At 72.8% G+C, this 18301-nt stretch carries 16 protein-coding genes and 2 riboswitches; of the genes, 9 read left to right on the top strand and 7 right to left on the bottom strand.

The features are described from left to right. Positions 1-48: 48 nt before the first annotated feature. The 4 genes from ACFU9E_RS22535 to ACFU9E_RS22520 all read right to left on the bottom strand — a co-directional run bounded on the left by ACFU9E_RS22535 (position 49) and on the right by ACFU9E_RS22520 (position 4388). Positions 49-1707, bottom strand: coding sequence for a cytochrome bc complex cytochrome b subunit (locus tag ACFU9E_RS22535; protein WP_380687302.1), 1659 nt, complete (start codon positions 1705-1707; stop codon positions 49-51). Continuing rightward, on the bottom strand, positions 1704-2774 hold the full coding sequence (locus ACFU9E_RS22530; RefSeq protein ID WP_380687300.1) for a Rieske 2Fe-2S domain-containing protein: 1071 nt from the start codon (positions 2772-2774) through the stop codon (positions 1704-1706). The genes ACFU9E_RS22535 and ACFU9E_RS22530 overlap by 4 nt, the downstream gene beginning before the upstream one ends. Beyond that, positions 2771-3580, bottom strand: a complete 810-nt coding sequence (locus tag ACFU9E_RS22525; RefSeq protein ID WP_355361797.1) for a c-type cytochrome — start codon at positions 3578-3580, stop codon at positions 2771-2773. The genes ACFU9E_RS22530 and ACFU9E_RS22525 overlap by 4 nt, the downstream gene beginning before the upstream one ends. A gap of 187 nt (positions 3581-3767) precedes the next feature. Then, the gene (locus tag ACFU9E_RS22520) at positions 3768-4388 is read right to left on the bottom strand and encodes a heme-copper oxidase subunit III (protein WP_355361795.1); all 621 of its coding nucleotides are present in this window, start codon (positions 4386-4388) and stop codon (positions 3768-3770) included. Between the two features lie 393 nt (positions 4389-4781). Here ACFU9E_RS22520 and ACFU9E_RS22515 point away from each other — a divergent pair, with 393 nt between their 5' ends. From ACFU9E_RS22515 to ACFU9E_RS22505, 3 genes are all read left to right on the top strand, one after another. Beyond that, the gene (locus tag ACFU9E_RS22515) at positions 4782-5207 is read left to right on the top strand and encodes a hypothetical protein (RefSeq protein ID WP_380687297.1); all 426 of its coding nucleotides are present in this window, start codon (positions 4782-4784) and stop codon (positions 5205-5207) included. A gap of 188 nt (positions 5208-5395) precedes the next feature. Next, a complete protein-coding gene (trpD, locus tag ACFU9E_RS22510) occupies positions 5396-6472 on the top strand; it encodes an anthranilate phosphoribosyltransferase (RefSeq protein WP_380690286.1) in 1077 nt (358 codons plus the stop codon). Between the two features lie 107 nt (positions 6473-6579). After that, positions 6580-6697, top strand: a riboswitch (SAM riboswitch). A 51-nt stretch (positions 6698-6748) separates the two neighbouring features. Next, positions 6749-8113, top strand: coding sequence for an aminotransferase class V-fold PLP-dependent enzyme (locus ACFU9E_RS22505; RefSeq protein WP_380686660.1), 1365 nt, complete (start codon positions 6749-6751; stop codon positions 8111-8113). Positions 8114-8129: 16 nt separating this feature from the next. Here the strand turns inward: ACFU9E_RS22505 and ACFU9E_RS22500 are convergent, their stop codons facing one another. Then, positions 8130-8411, bottom strand: a complete 282-nt coding sequence (locus ACFU9E_RS22500) for an Lrp/AsnC ligand binding domain-containing protein (RefSeq protein WP_355361788.1) — start codon at positions 8409-8411, stop codon at positions 8130-8132. Next, a complete protein-coding gene (locus ACFU9E_RS22495) occupies positions 8408-9256 on the bottom strand; it encodes a rhomboid family intramembrane serine protease (RefSeq protein ID WP_380686658.1) in 849 nt (282 codons plus the stop codon). Before ACFU9E_RS22495 ends, ACFU9E_RS22500 begins: the two co-directional genes overlap by 4 nt. A 202-nt stretch (positions 9257-9458) precedes the next feature. On the opposite strand from ACFU9E_RS22495, the gene ACFU9E_RS22490 reads away from it, so the two are divergent. From ACFU9E_RS22490 to ACFU9E_RS22465, 6 genes are all read left to right on the top strand, one after another. Further along, on the top strand, positions 9459-9722 hold the full coding sequence (locus tag ACFU9E_RS22490) for a hypothetical protein (protein WP_380686656.1): 264 nt from the start codon (positions 9459-9461) through the stop codon (positions 9720-9722). A gap of 135 nt (positions 9723-9857) precedes the next feature. Continuing rightward, positions 9858-11375 (top strand): NYN domain-containing protein, encoded by a 1518-nt coding sequence (locus tag ACFU9E_RS22485; RefSeq protein ID WP_380686654.1) that lies wholly within the window; start codon positions 9858-9860, stop codon positions 11373-11375. A 211-nt stretch (positions 11376-11586) separates the two neighbouring features. Further along, positions 11587-12630, top strand: a complete 1044-nt coding sequence (locus ACFU9E_RS22480; RefSeq protein WP_380686652.1) for an NlpC/P60 family protein — start codon at positions 11587-11589, stop codon at positions 12628-12630. 344 nt (positions 12631-12974) lie between these two features. After that, a riboswitch (cyclic di-AMP (ydaO/yuaA leader) is annotated at positions 12975-13131 on the top strand. Between the two features lie 10 nt (positions 13132-13141). Continuing rightward, positions 13142-14344: an NlpC/P60 family protein gene (locus ACFU9E_RS22475; RefSeq protein WP_380686650.1), complete on the top strand. Its 1203-nt coding sequence runs from the start codon at positions 13142-13144 to the stop codon at positions 14342-14344. 249 nt (positions 14345-14593) lie between these two features. Beyond that, positions 14594-15658 carry an NlpC/P60 family protein gene (locus ACFU9E_RS22470; RefSeq protein ID WP_380688378.1) on the top strand — a complete coding sequence of 355 codons (1065 nt, stop codon included), beginning with the start codon at positions 14594-14596 and terminating at the stop codon, positions 15656-15658. 236 nt (positions 15659-15894) lie between these two features. Further along, the gene (locus tag ACFU9E_RS22465) at positions 15895-16854 is read left to right on the top strand and encodes a hypothetical protein (protein ID WP_380688380.1); all 960 of its coding nucleotides are present in this window, start codon (positions 15895-15897) and stop codon (positions 16852-16854) included. A gap of 6 nt (positions 16855-16860) precedes the next feature. Here the strand turns inward: ACFU9E_RS22465 and ACFU9E_RS22460 are convergent, their stop codons facing one another. Next, the gene (locus ACFU9E_RS22460) at positions 16861-18300 is read right to left on the bottom strand and encodes a glycosyltransferase 87 family protein (protein WP_380688382.1); all 1440 of its coding nucleotides are present in this window, start codon (positions 18298-18300) and stop codon (positions 16861-16863) included. Position 18301: the final 1 nt, after the last annotated feature.

Genomic DNA, 18301 nt, shown 5'->3' with positions numbered 1-18301 from the left:
GAACTCTGGTCAGCGGCCCTCGGGTGCGACGCGGCGACGCGTACGGGATCAGTGGTGGCCGTGGCCGCTGGTGATCTCGTGGTGCTCCTCGGCGGTCGGCTTGGGGATCTGGCTGCCCTCGCCGTAGAAGCCGCGGGCGAGCTTCGCCCGGGTCCGGCTGACGACGCCGGCCTTGCGGGCCACGCCGTTCTCGTCGGTCTCGGCCGGCAGCTCGTACGGCTGCACCTGCTCGTGAGCGGTGAGCTTGTGCAGGTCCTTCTGCGGCAGCTGGGCGTGCACCTCGATGAACTCGCCGTGCGGCAGGCGCTTGATGACGCCGGTCTCGCGGCCGTGCAGCACCTTCTCCTTGTCGCGGCGCTGGAGGCCGAGGCACCAGCGCTTGGTGACGATGAAGGTCACGACCGGGACGACGAAGAAGCCGACGCGGACGAAGTAGGTGACCGAGTTGATCGACAGGTGCAGGTGGGTGGCGAACAGGTCGTTGCCACCGGCCACCAGGAGGAGCAGGTAGAGGCTGATCCAGGCGGCACCCAGGGCGGTGCGGACCGGGGCGTTGCGCGGGCGGTCCAGGATGTGGTGCTCGCGCTTGTCGCCGGTGATCCAGCCCTCGATGAAGGGGTAGAGCGCGATCGAGACCAGCACCAGCGGGAAGATCGCCAGCGGGACCATGACACCCAGGTTCAGGGTGTGGCCCCAGAGGCCGATCTCCCAGCCCGGCATGACACGGATCAGACCCTCGGAGAAGCCCATGTACCAGTCGGGCTGGGCGTCCGTGGACACCTGGTCCGGGCGGTACGGGCCGACCGACCAGATCGGGTTGATCGTGGCGAGCGCCGAGATGGCGGCGATCAGGCCGAACACCAGGAAGAAGAAGCCACCGGCCTTGGCCATGTAGACCGGCATCAGCGGCATGCCGACGACGTTCTTCTCGGTCTTGCCCGGGCCCGCCCACTGGGTGTGCTTGTGGTAGAAGACCAGGATCAGGTGCGCCACCAGCAGGCCGAGCATGATGCCCGGGATCAGCAGCACGTGGATCGTGAAGAACCGCGGCACGATGTCGGTGCCGGGGAACTCGCCCCCGAACAGGAACATCTGGATGTAGGTGCCGACCAGCGGGACGGCGAGGATCGCGCCTTCCATGAACCGGATACCGGTGCCGGAGAGCAGGTCGTCGGGCAGCGAGTAGCCGAAGAAGCCGTCGAACATGCCGAGGACCAGCAGCAGGAAGCCGAAGACCCAGTTGATCTCGCGCGGCTTGCGGAACGCGCCCGTGAAGAAGACGCGCAGCATGTGCACGAGCATCGCCGCGACGAAGACCAGGGCGGCCCAGTGGTGGATCTGGCGGACCAGCAGACCGCCGCGCACCTCGAAGCTGATGTCGACGGTCGAGGCGTAGGCCTCGGACATCGGGAGGCCCTTGAGCGGCACGTACGAGCCGTCGTAGATGACCTCGCCCATCGAGGGCTTGAAGAACAGCGTCAGGTAGACGCCGGTCAGGATGATGATGATGAAGGTGTAGAGGCAGATCTCGCCCAGCATGAAGGACCAGTGGTCCGGGAAGATCTTCCGCAGGTTGGCCTTGGCGAGGGAGTAGATCCCCAGCCGGCCGTCCGTCCAGTCCGCGGCCTGCTCCCACTTGTTCGCGGGCTTGGCGCGGGTGCTGGCGGGCTTGGCGGCGCCGGAGGTGGTGCTGCTCGCACTGCTCATCGAGCACGCTCCCAGAAGCTCGGGCCGACGGCTTCGTCGAAGTCGCCGTGGGCGACCAGGAAGCCCTTCTCGTCAGTGGTGATCTTCAGCTGCGGCAGCGGGTGGCCGGCCGGGCCGAAGATGACGCGCGCGCCGTCCGCCAGGTCGAAGGTCGACTGGTGGCAGGGGCAGAGCGCGTGGTGGGTCTGCTGCTCGTACAGGCTGATCGGGCAGCCGACGTGGGTGCAGATCTTGGAGTAGGCGAGGATGCCCTCGAAACCCTTCTCCTTGGACTTCTCGTCCTTGATGTCCTCCGGCGCGATGCGCACCAGCATGAGGGCGTCCTTCGCGATGCGAACCTGGAAGTCCTCGGAGTGCGTGGTCAGGCCCTCGGGCATCGCGAAGGTCAGCGACCCCTGAACGATGTCCTCGGCCTTCATCGGCAGGTTGGTGTTCATGTTGATCAGCTGGAGCGGCTTGGCGTCGGTGGCCTCGTCCCAGCCGGTGTGCTGCAGCTTGTCCTCGGGCAGCGGGCCCAGGTCGCGGAGCAGGACCACGCCGGAGAGCGGGACCAGCGCCATCGAACCGATGAGGGTGTTGCGGATCATCTTGCGGCGGCCGAAGCCGGACTCCGCGGCACCGGTCTTGAACTGCTCGATGACGTCCGCGCGGACCTCGTCGTCGGCCTCGATCGGGTGACGCTCGGCCGGGATCTCGTGGTCCGACATCAGGGTGCGGGCCCAGTGGACCGCGCCCGCGCCGATGAGGAACAGCGCCGCGCCCAGGGTCATGCCGAGCGCGAAGTTCAGCGCGCTGACGTGGCCCAGCGGCCAGATGTAGACGATCTTGTCCGGGTCGATGGCCACGTACGAGGCGATGAAGCCGATGGTGGCGAGCATCGAGAGGACGAACATCAGCGACACCTGACGCTCGGCCCGCTTGGCGGCCCGCTCGTCGATGTCGGTGCGGCGCGGCTCGTGGGCCGGCAGACCGGGGTCGGCGAACGGATCGCCGTGGGCAGCCACCTCGTGGTGCCCGGCGGAGCCGTGCGACTCCGGCAGGTTCTCTTCTGACATGTCGTGGCTCATGACTTCTTGGCCTTGGTGGTGTGGGCGGCGACCCAGATCGCGACCAGGATGAGCGCACCGAGACCGAAGATCCAGCCGAACAGGCCCTCGGTCACCGGACCGAGGCTGCCGAGCGTGAGACCGCCGGGGTTGGGCTCATCGTTGGTGGTGTGGCGGACGAAGGCCACGATCTGCTTCTTCTGCTCCTCGGGCATGGTGCTGTCCGGGAACGACGGCATGTTCTGCGGGCCGGTCTGCATGGCCTCGTAGATGTGCTTGGCGTCCACGCCCTCCAGCGACGGGGCGTACTTGCCCTGGGTCAGGGCACCGCCCTGGCCGGAGAAGTTGTGGCACTGGGCGCAGTTGGTGCGGAACAGCTCGCCACCCTTGGACAGATCCTCGGGGTTGGTCGAGGTGTACTGCTCCTCGGTCGGCGTCACCGGACCGGGGCCGAGCGAGGCGACGAAGGCGGCGAGCTGGTCGATCTCCGCCTGCGAGTAGATGTTCGGCTTGCGCGGCACCTGGGCGCCGGGCTGCTGGGCCGGCATGCGGCCGGTGCCCACCTGGAAGTCCACCGCGGCGGAGCCGACGCCGACGAGGCTCGGACCGTCACTGGAACCCTGGCCGTTCAGGCCGTGGCAGGAGGAGCAGCCCACGGCGAAGAGCTTCTTGCCCTCGTCGATCGCGAGCGACTGCGCGGCGACGTCGGCCTGCGCCTTGTCGGCGGGCGCGAACGCGGCGTACAGCCCCCCGGTTGCCGCCAGGGCGAGAAGTAGGACGACCAGCGCCGCCAGTGGGTGGCGCCGTCGTGCGGAGAGCTTTTTCACGGAATAACCCCGGTGTCAGGATCTGGTCGACTGGTGGGTGCACCCGGCGGCCGGTCTGGCCGGCACGAGGCTGCCTGTCTAGGGCTGCGCGCGCGGTCGGTCGGTGGGAGCGTCGGCACCGGCGAAATCGGGCCGTCGCCGGTGAGGGCGGGACCCGAGGCCGGTGGCCAGCGACCTGATCAGCTGGTTACTTGATCAGGTAGATGGTCGCGAACAGGCCGATCCACACGACGTCGACGAAGTGCCAGTAGTACGACACCACGATCGCGGCGGTGGCCTGCTCGTGAGTGAAGCGCTTGGCTGCGTACGTCCGTCCCAGGACCAGCAGGAAGGCGATCAGACCACCCGTCACGTGCAGACCGTGGAAGCCGGTGGTCAGGTAGAACACCGTGCCGTACGGGTCGGAGGACAGCGAGAGGCCGTCCTTCTTGACCAGCTCGGTGTACTCGAAGATCTGGCCGCCGATGAAGATCGCGCCCATCACGAAGGTCAGGGTGAACCACGAGCGGAGCTTCTTCACGTCACCGCGCTCGGCAGCGAAGACGCCGAGCTGGCAGGTGAGCGAGGAGAGCACCAGGATCGTGGTGTTGACCGAGGAGAAGGGCACGTTGAGGGCGTGCGCCTTCTCGGTCCAGAACTCCGGCCCCTTGACGGAGCGGAGCGTGAAGTACATCGCGAAGAGGGCCGCGAAGAACATCAACTCGGAACTGAGCCAGACGATCGTTCCGACGCTGACCATGTTCGGCCGGTTGACCGATCCGTGCGCGTGCCCGGTTTCTACTGCTGTTGCTGTCGCCACGACGGACATTATGTCGGTCCCTTATTCCGTCTTCACGCCGGGGGGTCTCCCTCGGAGTGTCCGGTGCGTGCGGTATGCCCCCCTGGCACCCCGCAGACCGCACCCACCCGTGCTGAGCAGCGGCGTGTCCCTTTTCTGACGGTTCCTCGAAGGCCCTTCCGGGGGCTCTGGCGGCGTGTCGCGGCGCTCCTGCGGGGCCGTCGGTAGTAAGGGGAGAGACCACCCGTCCGCCGTACGGGTGGTCCGTGCGGGCGGGGGTGACGCGCCGTGCTCCGCCCGGACCAGTGGCGGGCGGCGGCGGTTCGAGGAGGATCTCGCGGGAAGGGCTCGGCGGCGGGTGATCGGGAGTAGCATCCGGGGAGAGGCGAACGTGGTCCGGATCACACGTGAGGGAGCAGGCCCATGGCGTACACGACCGACGAGACGCTGACCGTTCTCGTCTACAGCCACGACCGCACCACCCGCGAGCAGGTGCTGACCGCTCTCGGTCGGCGGCCCGCGGAGGACCTGCCGGAGCTGGACTACCTGGAGTGCGCGACCACTCCCGCGGTGCTCAAGGCGCTGGAGAAGGGCGGCATCGACCTCTGCGTCCTGGACGGCGAGGCGGTGCCGGCCGGCGGGCTCGGGCTCGCCAGGCAGCTGAAGGACGAGATCTACGGCTGCCCGCCGCTGCTGGTGCTGATCGGCCGGCCGCAGGACTCCTGGCTGGCCGCCTGGAGCCGGGCCGACGCGGCGATCTCCCAGCCGGTGGACCCGGTGGCGCTGGCCGAGGCCGTCGCCGCCCTGCTGCGGGCGCGGCTGGCCAAGCGGGCGCCCGCCTCGCGGTAGCCGGGCCCGGCCGGGCCCGGCCGTCCGGTCCGGCCGTCCGGGGCGGTGCTCCGGGGCGGCCGTCTCACCTCGCGTCTCAGTACAAGAGAAGAAGGGTGAACGGCGGAGCCCCGGCACCCGCCGCTCGATAGGCTGACTCCGTCCCTACGTCCTTCCCCGTCCGCGGGGAGCGAGAGCTGGAGTCAGCCATGGTGAACGTGCACCCTGCGAACGGCGGTAGCGAGCCCGCGCAGGTGGTCCGCACCTGGCCGGACATCCTGTCGGCGCTGCTGAGGGGGGAGGACCTCGACCGCGCGGCCACCGCGTGGGCGATGGACCGGATCATGAGCGGGGAGGCCTCCCCGGTGCAGATCGCCGGCTTCATGGTGGCGCTGCGGGCCAAGGGCGAGACGGTCGACGAGATCTCCGGCCTGGTGGACTCTATGTACTCGCACGCCGAGCCGCTGTCCATCCCCGGTCCGGCGGTGGACATCGTCGGCACCGGCGGCGACCGGGCCAAGACCGTCAACATCTCCACCATGTCGGCGATCGTCGCCGCGGCGGCCGGCGCCAAGGTGGTCAAGCACGGCAACCGGGCCGCCTCCTCGGCGAGCGGCTCCTCGGACGTGCTGGAGAAGCTGGGCATCAGCCTGAACCTGCGCCCGCGCCGGGTCGCCGAGATCGCCGAGGAGGTCGGGCTCACCTTCTGCTTCGCGGCCACCTTCCACCCCTCGATGCGGTACGCCGGTCCGGCCCGCAGCGAACTCGGGGTGCCGACCGCCTTCAACATCCTCGGCCCGCTCACCAACCCGGCCCGGGTGACCTCGCACGCCATCGGCTGTTTCGACACCCGCCTCGCCGGGCTGATCGCCGGGGTGCTGGCGCAGCGCGGTGCCGGCGCGCTGGTCTTCCGGGGCGACGACGGGCTGGACGAACTCACCATCACCACCACCTCGCGGGTCTGGATCGTCCGGGACGGCGCCGTCACCGAGACCACCTTCGACCCGCGCGAGGTCGGCATCGAGCCGGTCGGCATCGAGGCGCTGCGCGGCGGGGACCCGTCGTACAACGCGGAGGTCGCGCGCCGGCTGCTGGCCGGGGAGCACGGGCCGGTGCGCGACGCGGTGCTGCTGAACTCGGCGGCCGCGCTGGTGGCACTGGAGCTGACCGGCGCGCCGCTCGCCGAGCAGCTCGGGACGGCCATGCGGCGCACCGCCGCGGCCATCGACTCCGGCGCGGCGGGCGATCTGCTGAAGCACTGGTCGGAGGCCACCGCCCGGCCGTGACGCGGTGGTCGGGGCCCGGGGGAGCAGCCTCCCCCGGGCCCCTCCGGCTGTCCGGGATGCGGACTCCTGTTTGACCGCGGGACGGACGCGACCTAGAGTCTTCGCCAGGTCATGAGCGACAGCGTCAAGCCCCAGCTGGCTGTCCGGCAACCCTCCGTCCGTGGCGGGGTGCCCTGGGTGAGGACCGGGTCACGTGGCGCATCGTCCGCGTGGCAAGCGCGGACGCCGGACCGACAGCACTCCCGGGGTCCCTGACCCGTACAGGAGTGCATCCTCATGTCCATCGGCACCTCTCTCTGCGCCCCCCTCGCCGTCCTCGGCCACGACGTCCAGGTCCCGCTCGCCAACGGTGACAAGGTCGGCTACGCGGCGCTCGACTACGCGGCCAGCTCCCCGGCGCTCCAGCGGGTCTGGGACGACGTCGCCGCCTACGCCCCGTACTACGGCAGCGTGCACCGCGGCGCCGGCTACCTGTCGCAGCTCTCCACCGACCTGTTCGAGCAGAGCCGCCGCACCGTCACCGAGTTCCTCGACCTGCGCGAGGGCGACCAGGTGGTCTTCACCCGCGCCACCACCGACTCGCTCAACCTGCTGGCCGGCGCCGTCCCGGCGGGGACGCAGGTGTTCGCCTTCGAGACCGAGCACCACGCCTCGCTGCTGCCCTGGGCGCACGCCGGTCTGCCCGTCACCTACCTGCGCGCCCCCCGCTCGCACGCCGAGGCGGTCGAGGCCTTCGACGCCGCGCTGGCCGCCTCGCCCGAGGGCCCGAAGCTGCTCTGCGTCACCGGCGCCTCCAACGTCACCGGTGAGCTCTGGCCGGTCGCCGAGCTGACCCGCACCGCCCACCGGCACGGTGCCCGGGTGGTGCTGGACGCCGCGCAGCTGGCCCCGCACCACCGGGTCTCGGTGCGCGAGCTGGACGTCGACTGGATCGCCTTCTCCGGCCACAAGCTGTACGCGCCGTTCGGCGCCGGGGTGCTGGCCGGCCGGGCCGACTGGCTGGACGCGGCCGACCCGTACCTGGCCGGGGGCGGCGCCACCCGCACGGTGGCCCGGGAGGCCGACGGCTCGGTGGCCGTGCAGTGGCACACCGGCCCGGCCCGGCACGAGGCCGGCTCGCCCAACGTCATCGGCGCCTACGCCATCGCCTCGGCCTGCCGGGCGCTCACCGAGGCCGGGTTCGACGCGCTGGAGGCCCGTGAGCGCGCGCTGGTCGCGCGGCTGAAGGCCGGGCTGGCCGAGATCCCCGAGGTCCGGGTGCTGAACCTGTTCGGCGCGGACTCGGACCGGGTGGGCGTGCTCTCCTTCGTCGTCCGGGGCTGGAACAGCTCGCACTTCTCGGCCGCGCTGTCCGCCGAGTACGGCATCGGGGTGCGCGACGGCCTGTTCTGCGCCCACCCGCTGGTCCGCACGCTGCTCGGCGACGAGGAGGCCGCGCCCTCGGAGTGCGGCGCGCCGGAGCCCTCGCTGCCCGGCGAGCGCAGCCTGAACGCGATCCGGGTGAGCTTCGGCGCGGGCACCCCGGACGAGCACGTGGACCGGTTCCTGACCGCCGTCCGCGAGCTGGTCACGGACGGCGCGGCCTGGACCTACCGCAACGAGGGCGGCCGCTGCGTCGCGGACACCCGCCGGGAGGGCTGAGGCCCCGCCGACGGCGCTACTCGTCCAGACCGATCGAGAAGGCCGCTTCCAGGTCGTGCTGGGAGTAGGTGCGGAAGGCGATCTGGGTCTCGGTGTGGGCGACGCCCGGGACCTTGTTGAGCCGGCCGGGGATCACCTCGGCGAGGTCGTCGTGCCGGCCCACCCGCACCATCGCGACCAGGTCGTAGCCACCGGTCACGGAGTAGACCTCGCTGACGCCCTCGATGGCGGCGATCGCCTCGGCGATCTCCGGGATGCGGTCGACGCTGGTCTTGATCAGGACGATGGCGGTGATCACGGTGGCGTACTCCTTTGTGAGGTGCCGCCAGCGTATCGGGCGGCGGCGGCACCGTCGCGGGGGCGGGTGGCCCGGGGCCGGCGCCCGGTCAGGGTGCAGGCGTAGAGGAACCCGGCCGCGAAACCGATCACGTGCACCACGTACGCCACACCGGGCCCGGCGGAATGCACCGACCACCACTGGAGGGCGAACCAGAGCCCGAGCACCAGCCAGGCCGGGAAGCGCAGCGGGAGGAAGAGCAGCAGCGGGACGAGCGTGGTGACCCGGGCCCGCGGGTGGAAGCGCAGGTAGGCGCCGAGCACGGCGGAGATCGCCCCGGAGGCGCCGATCAGCACCCGGGTCGCGTCCGGCGAGTGCGCCTCGGCCAGCGCGAAGCCGTAGGTGGTCAGCGCACCGGACGCCAGATAGAAGAGGAGGAACCGGGGGCGACCCAGCCGCCGCTCCACGGTGGGGCCGAAGACGTGCAGGAAGAGCAGGTTGCCCAGCAGGTGCAGCCAGCCGCCGTGCAGGAAGAGCGCGCTGAGCACGGAGAGCGCCGGGTGCTTGCCCGGGGTGGGCGCGGCCGGGCAGCCGGGCACCGGGTCGGGGGCCTCGGCGAGCTGGCCGGCGGTCAGCGGGCGACCGGTCAGCAGTTCGGCGGGGACGGCCCCCCAGCGCTGCTCGTAGCGCTGCTCCGCGCAGACCCGGGTCCGGCCGTGGCCGTAGAGCGGGTTGAGCCCGGCCGCCGGTCCGAGCAGGAAGACCGCGGTGTTGAGCGCGATCAGCGCGTAGCAGACGGCCGGTGCGGCGGCGGCCGGCCGGCCGCGGCGCACGCCGGTGCGGTCGGGGAGGACCGGGAGGGCCATGGGCCCCAGCATCCCTCCGGCACGCGGCGGGCACCGCGCGGTTACGGCAGGTGGGCTACCCGCCGCGGGCCGGTCGGCCGGTGGCCGTGAAGGTTGCCCCAGGCAATAGGCTTGGGGCGGGCAATCCCGCCTCCCGCCGCCGACGCCGGGGCTCCGGGGGGAGCGCCTGAGCCCACCCAGGGACCACCCGAGAGGACCCCCGATGACCGTCCCCGCCCTGACCGCCGAGACGCGCTGGCGCTGCACGCTCTGCGGCAACCTGACCCGCTTCGACGTGACCCGGACCGCCCGGGTGACCGAGTTCCTCCACTTCGACCTGGCCGGCGAGTCGAAGATCGAGGAGACCCAGGTGCTCAGCGAGACCGTCGAGTCGGTGCGCTGCCGCTGGTGCAACGCGGTGGACCAGGTCGAACTGGTCGCCCGCCCGGGCGCGGCCGACGGCGCCGAGGGCTCCGAGCAGGCCTGATCGCCTGATCCGTGCGGCGGGCGGTGCGGGGCATGGCCGACCGCCGCACGGGACAATACAGAGAGAACGCACGGAGTGTGACGGGGACGGCGGCCGGGGGCCGTACCCCGCTGGACCAGGATCGGAGCCGAGGACGTGGTGGACGCAGCGAAGGAGCCCGGCGGGCCGCAGGGGCGGCAGCCCGCTGCGGACGCGCGGACGCCGGACGCGGCAGGGGCCGCCCCCTCCGGCACCGACGCCCCGGCCGAGGCGGCCGCCGGCGAGGAGTCGGGCGGCGGTGACGAGCCGGCGGCAGCCGTCGACGGGTCGGACCGGGACGTCCCGGGCAGCGCGACGGGCGGCGCCGAGACCCTGGACCGGCCGCTGCCCGAGGGCGTGCGCCGGCGCGTGGTGGGCCTCGCCTCCGACGCGCTCGGCGGGCTGCCGCTCGCGGAACTGCCCCAGTCGCTGCGCCAGTACGCCAAGTTCACCCCCGCGCGCCGGGCCAAGTACGCGGCGACCGCGCTGGCGGCGGCGCTGGAGGCGGAGCCGGCCTTCCGGTCGCGGATAGCGGAGCGGCTGCGGCTGGGCCAGCCGGACCTGGTCAGGGCCCTGGAGTCGGGCACCGTGCCGGGCGCCGCGGACCCGATGGACGTCGCGGCGGCCGCCTACCTGGTGCGCTCCGCCGGATGGAGCCGGCTGGTGGCCGAGGCCGGCGAGGAGGCCGAGCGGGCGGGCGCCGAGGGCGCGGCGGCCGAGGCGGCGCGGCTGGTGGAGAAGCTGCAGGCCGAGCTGGCCGAGGTGCGCTCGGCGGCGCGCGCCGACCTGGACCGGCAGCGGGCCGAGTCGGAGGACGTCCGCCGGGAGGCGGACTCGCTGCGCCGCCGGCTGCGGTCGCTGGAGAGCGACACCCGGAGGGCGCAGGCGGAGACCCGCAAGGTGGCCGCCGAGCTGGAGGCGGTCAGGGCGCAGGCGGCGGCCGAGCGGAACACGGCGGAGAGCGAGGCACGCCGGCTGCGGCACCGGGTCACGGAGCTGGAGAACGTCGCGGAGCAGGGGCGCCGGTCGGCCCGCGAGGGGCGCAGCGTCGAGGACATGCGGCTGCGGCTGCTGCTGGACACCGTGCTGCAGTCGGCGCAGGGGCTCCAGCGGGAGCTGGCGCTGCCGGTGTCCCAGATCCGCCCGGCGGACCTGGTGGAGGCGGTGGAGCCGGGCTCGGCCTCGCCGCACGACGTGGCGCGGCGCGGCCTGGCCGAGGACGATCCGGCGCTGCTGGACCAGCTGCTGGCGATCCCGCAGGTCCATCTGGTGGTGGACGGCTACAACGTGACCAAGACGGGCTATCCGACGCTGCCGCTGGAGCAGCAGCGGATCCGGCTGCTGGGCGGGCTGGCGATGCTGGCGCAGCGCACCCAGGCGGAGGTCACCTGCGTGTTCGACGGCCAGGACCTGGACGTGCCGGTGATCATGGCGCCGCCGCGCGGGGTGCGGGTGCGGTTCAGCCGGACCGGGGAGACGGCGGACGAGCTGATCCGCCGACTGGTCCGGGCGGAGCCGCAGGGGCGCCCGGTGGTGGTGGTCTCCACCGACCGGGAGGTCGCGGAGGGCGTGCGGAAGGCCGGCGCGCGCCCCGTCGCATCGGTGCTGCTGCTGAACCGGTTGGCCAGGCCGTAACCGCTCCCGGCTGCGAGCCGGTCGGTATGACGGCTGGTCAGCGCCGTGATGGCGATGGTGTGCGAGTTCTGTGAAGTCAGATCGGCGGCGCGGGTTCACGCGATCGGGGGAGTGGCGCGAAGCGTGGATCTTCACTAGGGTCTGGCGTCAAACCTATTTTCCGGATTCTCACCCCTTCGGGTGAGGCCATTGGAAGAAGGAGCCGGTCCCTTTGGCCTCCCACCGCCGTCCCAAGCAGCCGAGCCGCGCGCGGGTCTCCGTGCTCACCGCTGCCGCTGCGACCGCGGTCGCTCTCTCCGCCCAGGTCGCCGCCCACGCCGCGCCCAGCCCGTCGCCCAAGAAGGACGACGTCAAGGCGCAGATCGACCAGCTGCAGGAGGAGGCCGAGCAGGCCACCGAGCGGTACAACGGCGCCAAGGAGCGCGCCGACCAGCTGCGCAAGCAGGCCGACCAGCTGCAGGACCAGGTGGCCCGCGGCCAGGAGCAGATGACCCAGCTCCAGGCCGGGCTGTCCGAGGTGGCGGGCGAGCAGTACCGCACCGGCGGCATCGACCCGTCCGTCCAGCTGATGCTCTCCTCGGACCCGTCCGGCTACCTGGACAAGGCCTCCAGCGTGCAGCAGGCCAGCTCCAGCCAGGCCGAGGCGCTCAAGGGCCTGCAGGACCAGCAGCGCCGGCTCGACCAGCAGAAGACCGAGGCGGCCGCCGTACTGGCCTCGCTGGACACCACCACCAAGGACCTGAACCAGTCCAAGGCCGAGGTCAACAAGAAGCTCAAGGAAGCCCAGGACCTGCTGAACTCGCTGAGCGCCGCCGACCGCGCCGCGCTGAAGGCGGCGCAGCAGCAGGCCGACCGCGCCTCGCGCGGCAACGAGCGCACCGACCTGGGCAGCCTGCCGCAGGCCAGCGGCATGGCCGGCGCCGCGGTCTCCAACGCGATGGGCAAGCAGGGCTCGCCGTACGTCTGGGGCGCCACCGGCCCGAGCACCTTCGACTGCTCCGGTCTGATGGTCTGGGCGTACGGGAAGGCCGGCGTCTCGCTGCCGCGCACCTCGCAGGCCCAGGGCAACTACGGCACCCGGGTGCCGTCGCTGGCCGAGGCCCAGCCGGGCGACCTGATCATCTACCGCAGCGACCGCAGCCACGTCGGCATGTACATCGGCAACGGCATGGTGGTGCACGCGCCGCACACCGGTGACGTGGTGAAGGTGATGAAGGCCGACGCCATGCCGATCAACACGATCCGCCGGGTCTGACGGACCGGCACGACACGCCCGGGCGGCCCGCCGAGGGCTCCTGTGATCAGCGCCACCTCCGCACGGGGGTGGCGTTGGCGTTTCGCCCGCCCGTTCGACCGTCTGACGGAAAATGATCAGCCGGACGTGGATGGTTGGTCACGGTCGGTCATATTCACAAAAGAACTTGGGCATTCTTCCGGCTTTTTTCTGACAAGGATTTGAACGGATCACGGATCTGTTACTAGGGTCGTGACTCGAACCACGCACAGTCGATCACCCAGCCTGGGTGGCGGCGGGGTTCGCCGCCGAGTTCGCGAAGCAGTGGGACGGGGCCTTCGGGTCGCCCGTTCGAGTGAGGACCCAGTAGTCGGGGGCCCGCTGTGGAGCGGAGCCGGGGAACCACGTTCCTCCGGGGTGAATCGGCGCCAGGCCGGCCGCGCGAGCGGCGGGTGAGGCGTCGTAGGGCACGCTTCCGCCCGAACCCGTCAGCTCACCCGGTAGGCGGATGAGGAAGAAGGAGTCCGCCTTCGTGGCGTCCCATCGTCGTCCCAAGCCCGCCGGCCGCGCCCGTGTCTCGATCCTGACCGGGGTGGCCGCCGCTGCCGTCGCCCTCTCCGCGCAGTCCGGCGCCCACGCCGACCCGACGCCGACCAAGGATCAGGTCAAGGAGCAGGTCGACCAGCTCAACGAGCAGGCCGAGGTCGCCACCGAGAAGTACAACGGCGCCCAGGCCAAGCAGCAGGAGCTGCAGAAGCAGGTCGCCGAGCTGCAGGACAAGGTGGCCCGTCAGCAGGCCTCGGTGATCGAGGCGCAGGGTGGTCTCTCCGAGATCGCCGGCGAGCAGTACCGCACGGGCGGCATCTCGCAGACCGTCCAGCTGATGCTCTCCGCCAGCCCGGACAACTTCCTCAGCCAGGCCGACGCCCTGAACCAGGCCGGCTCCACCCAGTCCGGCGCGCTGAAGGAGCTCCAGGAGCAGCAGCGCAGGCTCGACCAGGACCGCACCGAGACCCAGGCCAAGCTCGGCGAGCTGGAGGCCACCACCCAGCAGCTGAAGTCCTCCAAGGAGGAGGTCCAGGGCAAGCTGCAGAAGGCCCAGGACCTGCTCAACACGCTCACCGAGCAGGAGCGTCAGGCCATCCGCGCGGCCGAGGAGAAGGCCGCCGCCGAGGCCAAGGCGAAGGCGGACGCCGCCAAGGCCGAGGCCGCCAAGGCCGCCAAGGAGAAGGCCGACGCCGAGCGCGCCTCCCGGGACAACAACCGCAGCAACCTGAGCGCGCCGTCCTCGGGCTCGTCGAGCTCCTCCGGCTCGTCGAGCTCCTCGACCGCGTCGGCCCCGGCCGCCGAGGCCACCAAGCCGGCCGCGCCCGCCGCCAACGGCTCGCGCGCCGCCGCCGCGATCGCCGCCGCCGAGAGCAAGCTCGGCTCGCCGTACGTCTACGGCGCCACCGGCCCCAACTCCTTCGACTGCTCGGGCCTCACCGGCTGGGCGTACGCCCAGGCGGGCGTGTCGCTGCCGCGCACCTCGCAGGCGCAGGCCACCGCCGGTACCCAGATCGGGTCGGACATCTCCAAGGCCCAGCCCGGCGACCTGGTGATCTTCTACGGCGACCGCCACCACGTGGGCATCTACGTGGGCGGCGGCCAGGTCATCCACGCCCCGAAGCCGGGCGCGTCGGTCCGCTACGAGTCGGCCTCCAACATGCCGGTCAACACCATCGTGCGCCTCTGACCCACGGTCGGCAGGCTCCGTCGGGCCCGGTCCCCCATGCGGGGGACCGGGCCCGCGGCGTTCCCCGGCCCGACGGGGCGCTCGGTCCGCGAACCGATCTGACGTCCGATAAGTGTCCGAATATTCGGGTTCGGAGGGGTTTGGAATCGGTTGCCCGGACTCGCTAACGTCTGCCACCGGACGCCCGCTTCGACCGCCGCCCGTCCCGGCGCGGCGGCGGGCCGGGCCCAGGATCGGAGCCGACGTCGCATGGCCGTGCACCGCCGTTCCCCGCTGTCAGGTGCGCACGCGCTCGCCCGGGCGCTGGTGTTCACCGCGGCGGCCACCACCGCGCTCGGCGTGGCGACCGCCGGCTGTGCCCAGGCCGCGCCCGGCTCGCCGGACGGCCCGGCCGACCGCAAGGACGTCAAGGCCCAGGTGGAGCAGCTCTACGACGAGGCCGAGCAGGCCTCGGAGCGGTTCAACGCCGCCCAGGAGGCCCAGCAGAAGCTCCAGAACGAGACCGGGACGCTGCAGCAGCAGATCGCCGTCGCCCAGGACGAGCTCAACCGGCTGCGCGGCGACCTCGCCACCGTGGCGGGCGCCGAGTACCGCGGCGGCGGGATGACCCGGACCGTCCAGCTGATGCTCTCCACCGACCCGGAGGGCTACCTCTCCCGGGCCCGCACCCTCGACCAGGCCGCCGAGCGGCAGAACGAGACCCTGCACGAGGTGGTGGGCCGTCAGCGGGTGCTCGACCAGCGCCGGGCCGAGGCCACCGCCAAGCTCGCCGAGCTGGAGCAGACCCGCAAGGCGCTGGCCGAGAGCAAGCAGCAGATCCAGCAGCGGCTCGCCACGGCGCAGCGGCTGCTCAACAGCCTCGGCACCGCCGAGCGCGCCCGGCTCGCCGCCCAGGACGCCCGGGACGCCGAGCAGCGCGTCACCCGCGGCACCGACCGGCTGGACCTCGGCAGCACCCCGCCCGCCTCCGAACGCGGCGCCGCCGCGCTGGCCGCCGCGGTGCGGATGATCGGTTCGCCCTACGTCTACGGATCCACCGGGCCCAAGGCGTTCGACTGCTCCGGTCTGATGTACTGGAGCTGGCGGCAGGCCGGAGTGACCCTGCCGCGCACCTCGCAGGCCCAGGCGTACGCCGGGCAGCGGGTCAGCCTCTCCGAAGCGCGGCCGGGAGACCTGGTGATCTTCTACCGGGACATGCACCACGTCGGGATGTACGCCGGCGGCGGGGTGATCGTGCACGCCCCCTACCCGGGCGCCAGGGTCCGCTACGAGAGCGTCAGCACGATGCCGGTCGCGGGGGTGATCCGGCTCTGAGCCGCCCGGATCCCGCCGTCGGCCGCCTGCCGTCGCGGCGCACCGCCCTGCTGCTCGCGGCCGGCGGGCTGGCCCAGCTCTCGCTGCCCGGGGCCGGTCCGGCGCGGCCCGCCGCCGCGGCCTCGGACGCGCACGCCGACGTCCTGGCGCTGCTCGACGGGCGGGCCCGGGCGCTGACCGCGGGACCGCCGGAGCTGCCGCTGCGGGCGGGGTACCGGAACCTGCTGCTCGGCCCGGTGGACCCGGCCGGCCGGTGCACCGCCACCGCCGAGCTGACCGTCGAGGTGACCGGGTACGACCGTCTTCCGGTGGTCCACCCGCGCCGGCTGGTCCTGGCCCGGTCCGCCGCCGGCTGGCGGGTCGAACGCGAGGAGGGCGCGGGCGGGCCGCCGCCGCTGTGGGACCTCGGCGCCGTGCGGGCCGGGGCCGGCGCCCGCTGTCTGGTGCTCGGCGTGCTCGGGGCGGACGCTTCGGACGCCTCGGGCGCGCCCGCCCTCGCCGGGCTCGCCGCCGTCGGCGACCGCGCGGTGACCGCCGTGGAGGCCCTCTGGGGCACCGCCTGGGCCGGCCGGCTGCTGCTGGAACTGCCCGCCACCGGTGAGCAGTTCACCCGGCTGCTGGCGGAGGAGCGGTCCGGCTGGTCGGGCATGGCCGCGGTCACCGTGGCCGCGCCCGGCGCGCCGCTGAACGCCCCGGCCGACCGGGTCCTGGTCAATCCGGACGGCTACCCGAACCTGAGCGACTTCGGCCGCCAGGTGGTGGTCACCCACGAGGCGGTGCACGTGGCGACCCGGGCCGACACCAGCGCCTGGACGCCGCTCTGGCTCTCCGAGGGCGTCGCCGACTGGACCGGCTACCACGACGCGGGCCGCCCGGCCCGGCAGCTCGCCCCGGAGCTGGCCCGGGACGTCGCCGCCGGGCGGCTGCCCGCCGCGCTGCCCGAGGACGCCGCCTTCACGGCCGGTGGCGAGGGCCTCGCGCAGGTCTACGAGCAGGCCTGGCTGGCCTGCGACCTGATCGCCCGTCGGTACGGGCCGCGGCGGCTGGTGGAGCTCTACCGGGCGGTCGGCGCGGCGGGCCCGGGCGCGGACCGGCGGGCCTGGCTGGACGGGCTGCTCCGGGACCGGCTCGGCCTCGGCCTGGCCGAGTTCACCGGCCTCTGGCAGGCCGAGCTCCGGGCACTCGCGGCCTGGTGAGCCCGGCTAGGGCCGGGCGCCCTGGCGCCGCTCGCGGGGCGCGGCGGCCGGCCGGTCGATGCCGTCCAGCAGGTCCTGCTCGTACGCGATGCCCGGGCGGACCGAGAACGCGGCCGCCGGCACCGGCTCCGGGCGGGTCATCACCACGGTCTCCGGGAGCGGCTCGCCGCGCCGGGTGGAGCGCCACAGCCGCACGCAGGACAGCCCGGTGGCGGCCAGCAGCAGCAGGTTGCGCGCGGTCAGCACGGCGATCGCGCCCGGCCGGCTGGCGACCACGTCGCCGAAGACCAGCGGGAACTCCACCAGGGTCAGCGGGGTCGCCGCCAGGATCAGCAGCGCCACCGGCCGCTGGCTGGTGCCGCGCACGGTCAGGCAGACCGCCGCCGCGCCGACCAGCCAGACCAGGTACTGCGGGCTGATCACCCGGCTGGTCACGGTGAAGATCAGCAGCGCGGCGAGCGCCGCGTCGTACATGGTGGCCGCGTTGCGCCGGCGGGCGGTGAAGCGCCACAGCAGCAGCCAGCCGAAGCCGAGCACGGTGCCGGCCAGCATCACCTTGCTGACCACCTCGACCCACGGCCCGAGCATCTCCACCGAGCCGTAGTTCATCATCACCTTGCCGTCCCAGGCGCCGGCGATGCGGGCGAAGTGGATCGGCAGCGCGCCGACCGACTCCACCTCGATGCCGCGGTCCTTCTGGAACGTCAGGAACTCGAACGCGCCGTTCATCCCGGCCGCCAGCAGGAAGCCGATCGCGGCGGTCGCGGCGGCCGCGGCCGTCCAGGAGCGGCGGGTGCGCCGCCCGGACGGGGTGCCGATGAGGCCGAGCAGCGGCCAGATCTTGACGATGCCGCCGAGACCCAGCAGCAGGCCGCCGATCGCCGGGCGGCGGACCAGCGCCAGCAGACCGGCCACCGCGATCGCGGTGACGATCACGTCGTAGCGGTTGTAGATCATCGGGCCGAGCAGCGGGACGCCGGCCACCCAGACCCAGGCGCCGGTCAGCGCCCGGCCCTTGCGCAGCCCGGTGCGCACCAGCAGGGCCATCGCGGCCGCGTCGGCGATCCCGCAGATCACCCAGAACGACACCAGGTACGACCAGGGCAGCAGGCCCGGCAGCAGGATCACCAGGGCGGCGCCGGGCGGGTACTGCCAGGTGACGTCGTCGAGCGGGAAGGTGCCGGTCTGCAGCACGCCGTACCAGCCGTGGTAGATCAGCCAGACGTCGGCGGTGATGTCCCCGCCGGGCATCCGCAGCACGCCGGTCACCAGCAGCAGCAGGAGCGTCCGGGTGGCCACCCAGGTCGCGCCGAGCGCCAGCAGCGCGCCCGAACGGCCGGAGGGGCGCGTGGAGCCCTGCACCGGCTCGCGGCGGACGGCGAGCGCCGTGCCGGAGCCCTCGGCGCCGCTGGATGTACCGGACTCGGTGGCCGGGGCCAACTCCACT

Origin of the sequence: Kitasatospora sp. NPDC057595 (assembly GCF_042800875.1) — a bacterium.
In the GTDB taxonomy this organism is placed as follows: Bacteria; Actinomycetota; Actinomycetes; order Streptomycetales; family Streptomycetaceae; genus Kitasatospora.
This window is presented reverse-complemented; position numbering and strand designations above follow the sequence as displayed.

Coding starts and splice junctions, on each gene's coding strand:
- ACFU9E_RS22470 (WP_380688378.1), top strand. CDS start 14,594: ATGGCCGTGCACCGCCGTTCCCCGCTGTCAGGTGCGCACGCGCTCGCC.
- trpD (WP_380690286.1), top strand. CDS start 5,396: ATGGTGAACGTGCACCCTGCGAACGGCGGTAGCGAGCCCGCGCAGGTG.
- ACFU9E_RS22530 (WP_380687300.1), bottom strand. CDS start 2,774: ATGAGCCACGACATGTCAGAAGAGAACCTGCCGGAGTCGCACGGCTCC.
- ACFU9E_RS22520 (WP_355361795.1), bottom strand. CDS start 4,388: ATGTCCGTCGTGGCGACAGCAACAGCAGTAGAAACCGGGCACGCGCAC.
- ACFU9E_RS22495 (WP_380686658.1), bottom strand. CDS start 9,256: ATGGCCCTCCCGGTCCTCCCCGACCGCACCGGCGTGCGCCGCGGCCGG.
- ACFU9E_RS22505 (WP_380686660.1), top strand. CDS start 6,749: ATGTCCATCGGCACCTCTCTCTGCGCCCCCCTCGCCGTCCTCGGCCAC.
- ACFU9E_RS22515 (WP_380687297.1), top strand. CDS start 4,782: ATGGCGTACACGACCGACGAGACGCTGACCGTTCTCGTCTACAGCCAC.
- ACFU9E_RS22490 (WP_380686656.1), top strand. CDS start 9,459: ATGACCGTCCCCGCCCTGACCGCCGAGACGCGCTGGCGCTGCACGCTC.
- ACFU9E_RS22535 (WP_380687302.1), bottom strand. CDS start 1,707: ATGAGCAGTGCGAGCAGCACCACCTCCGGCGCCGCCAAGCCCGCCAGC.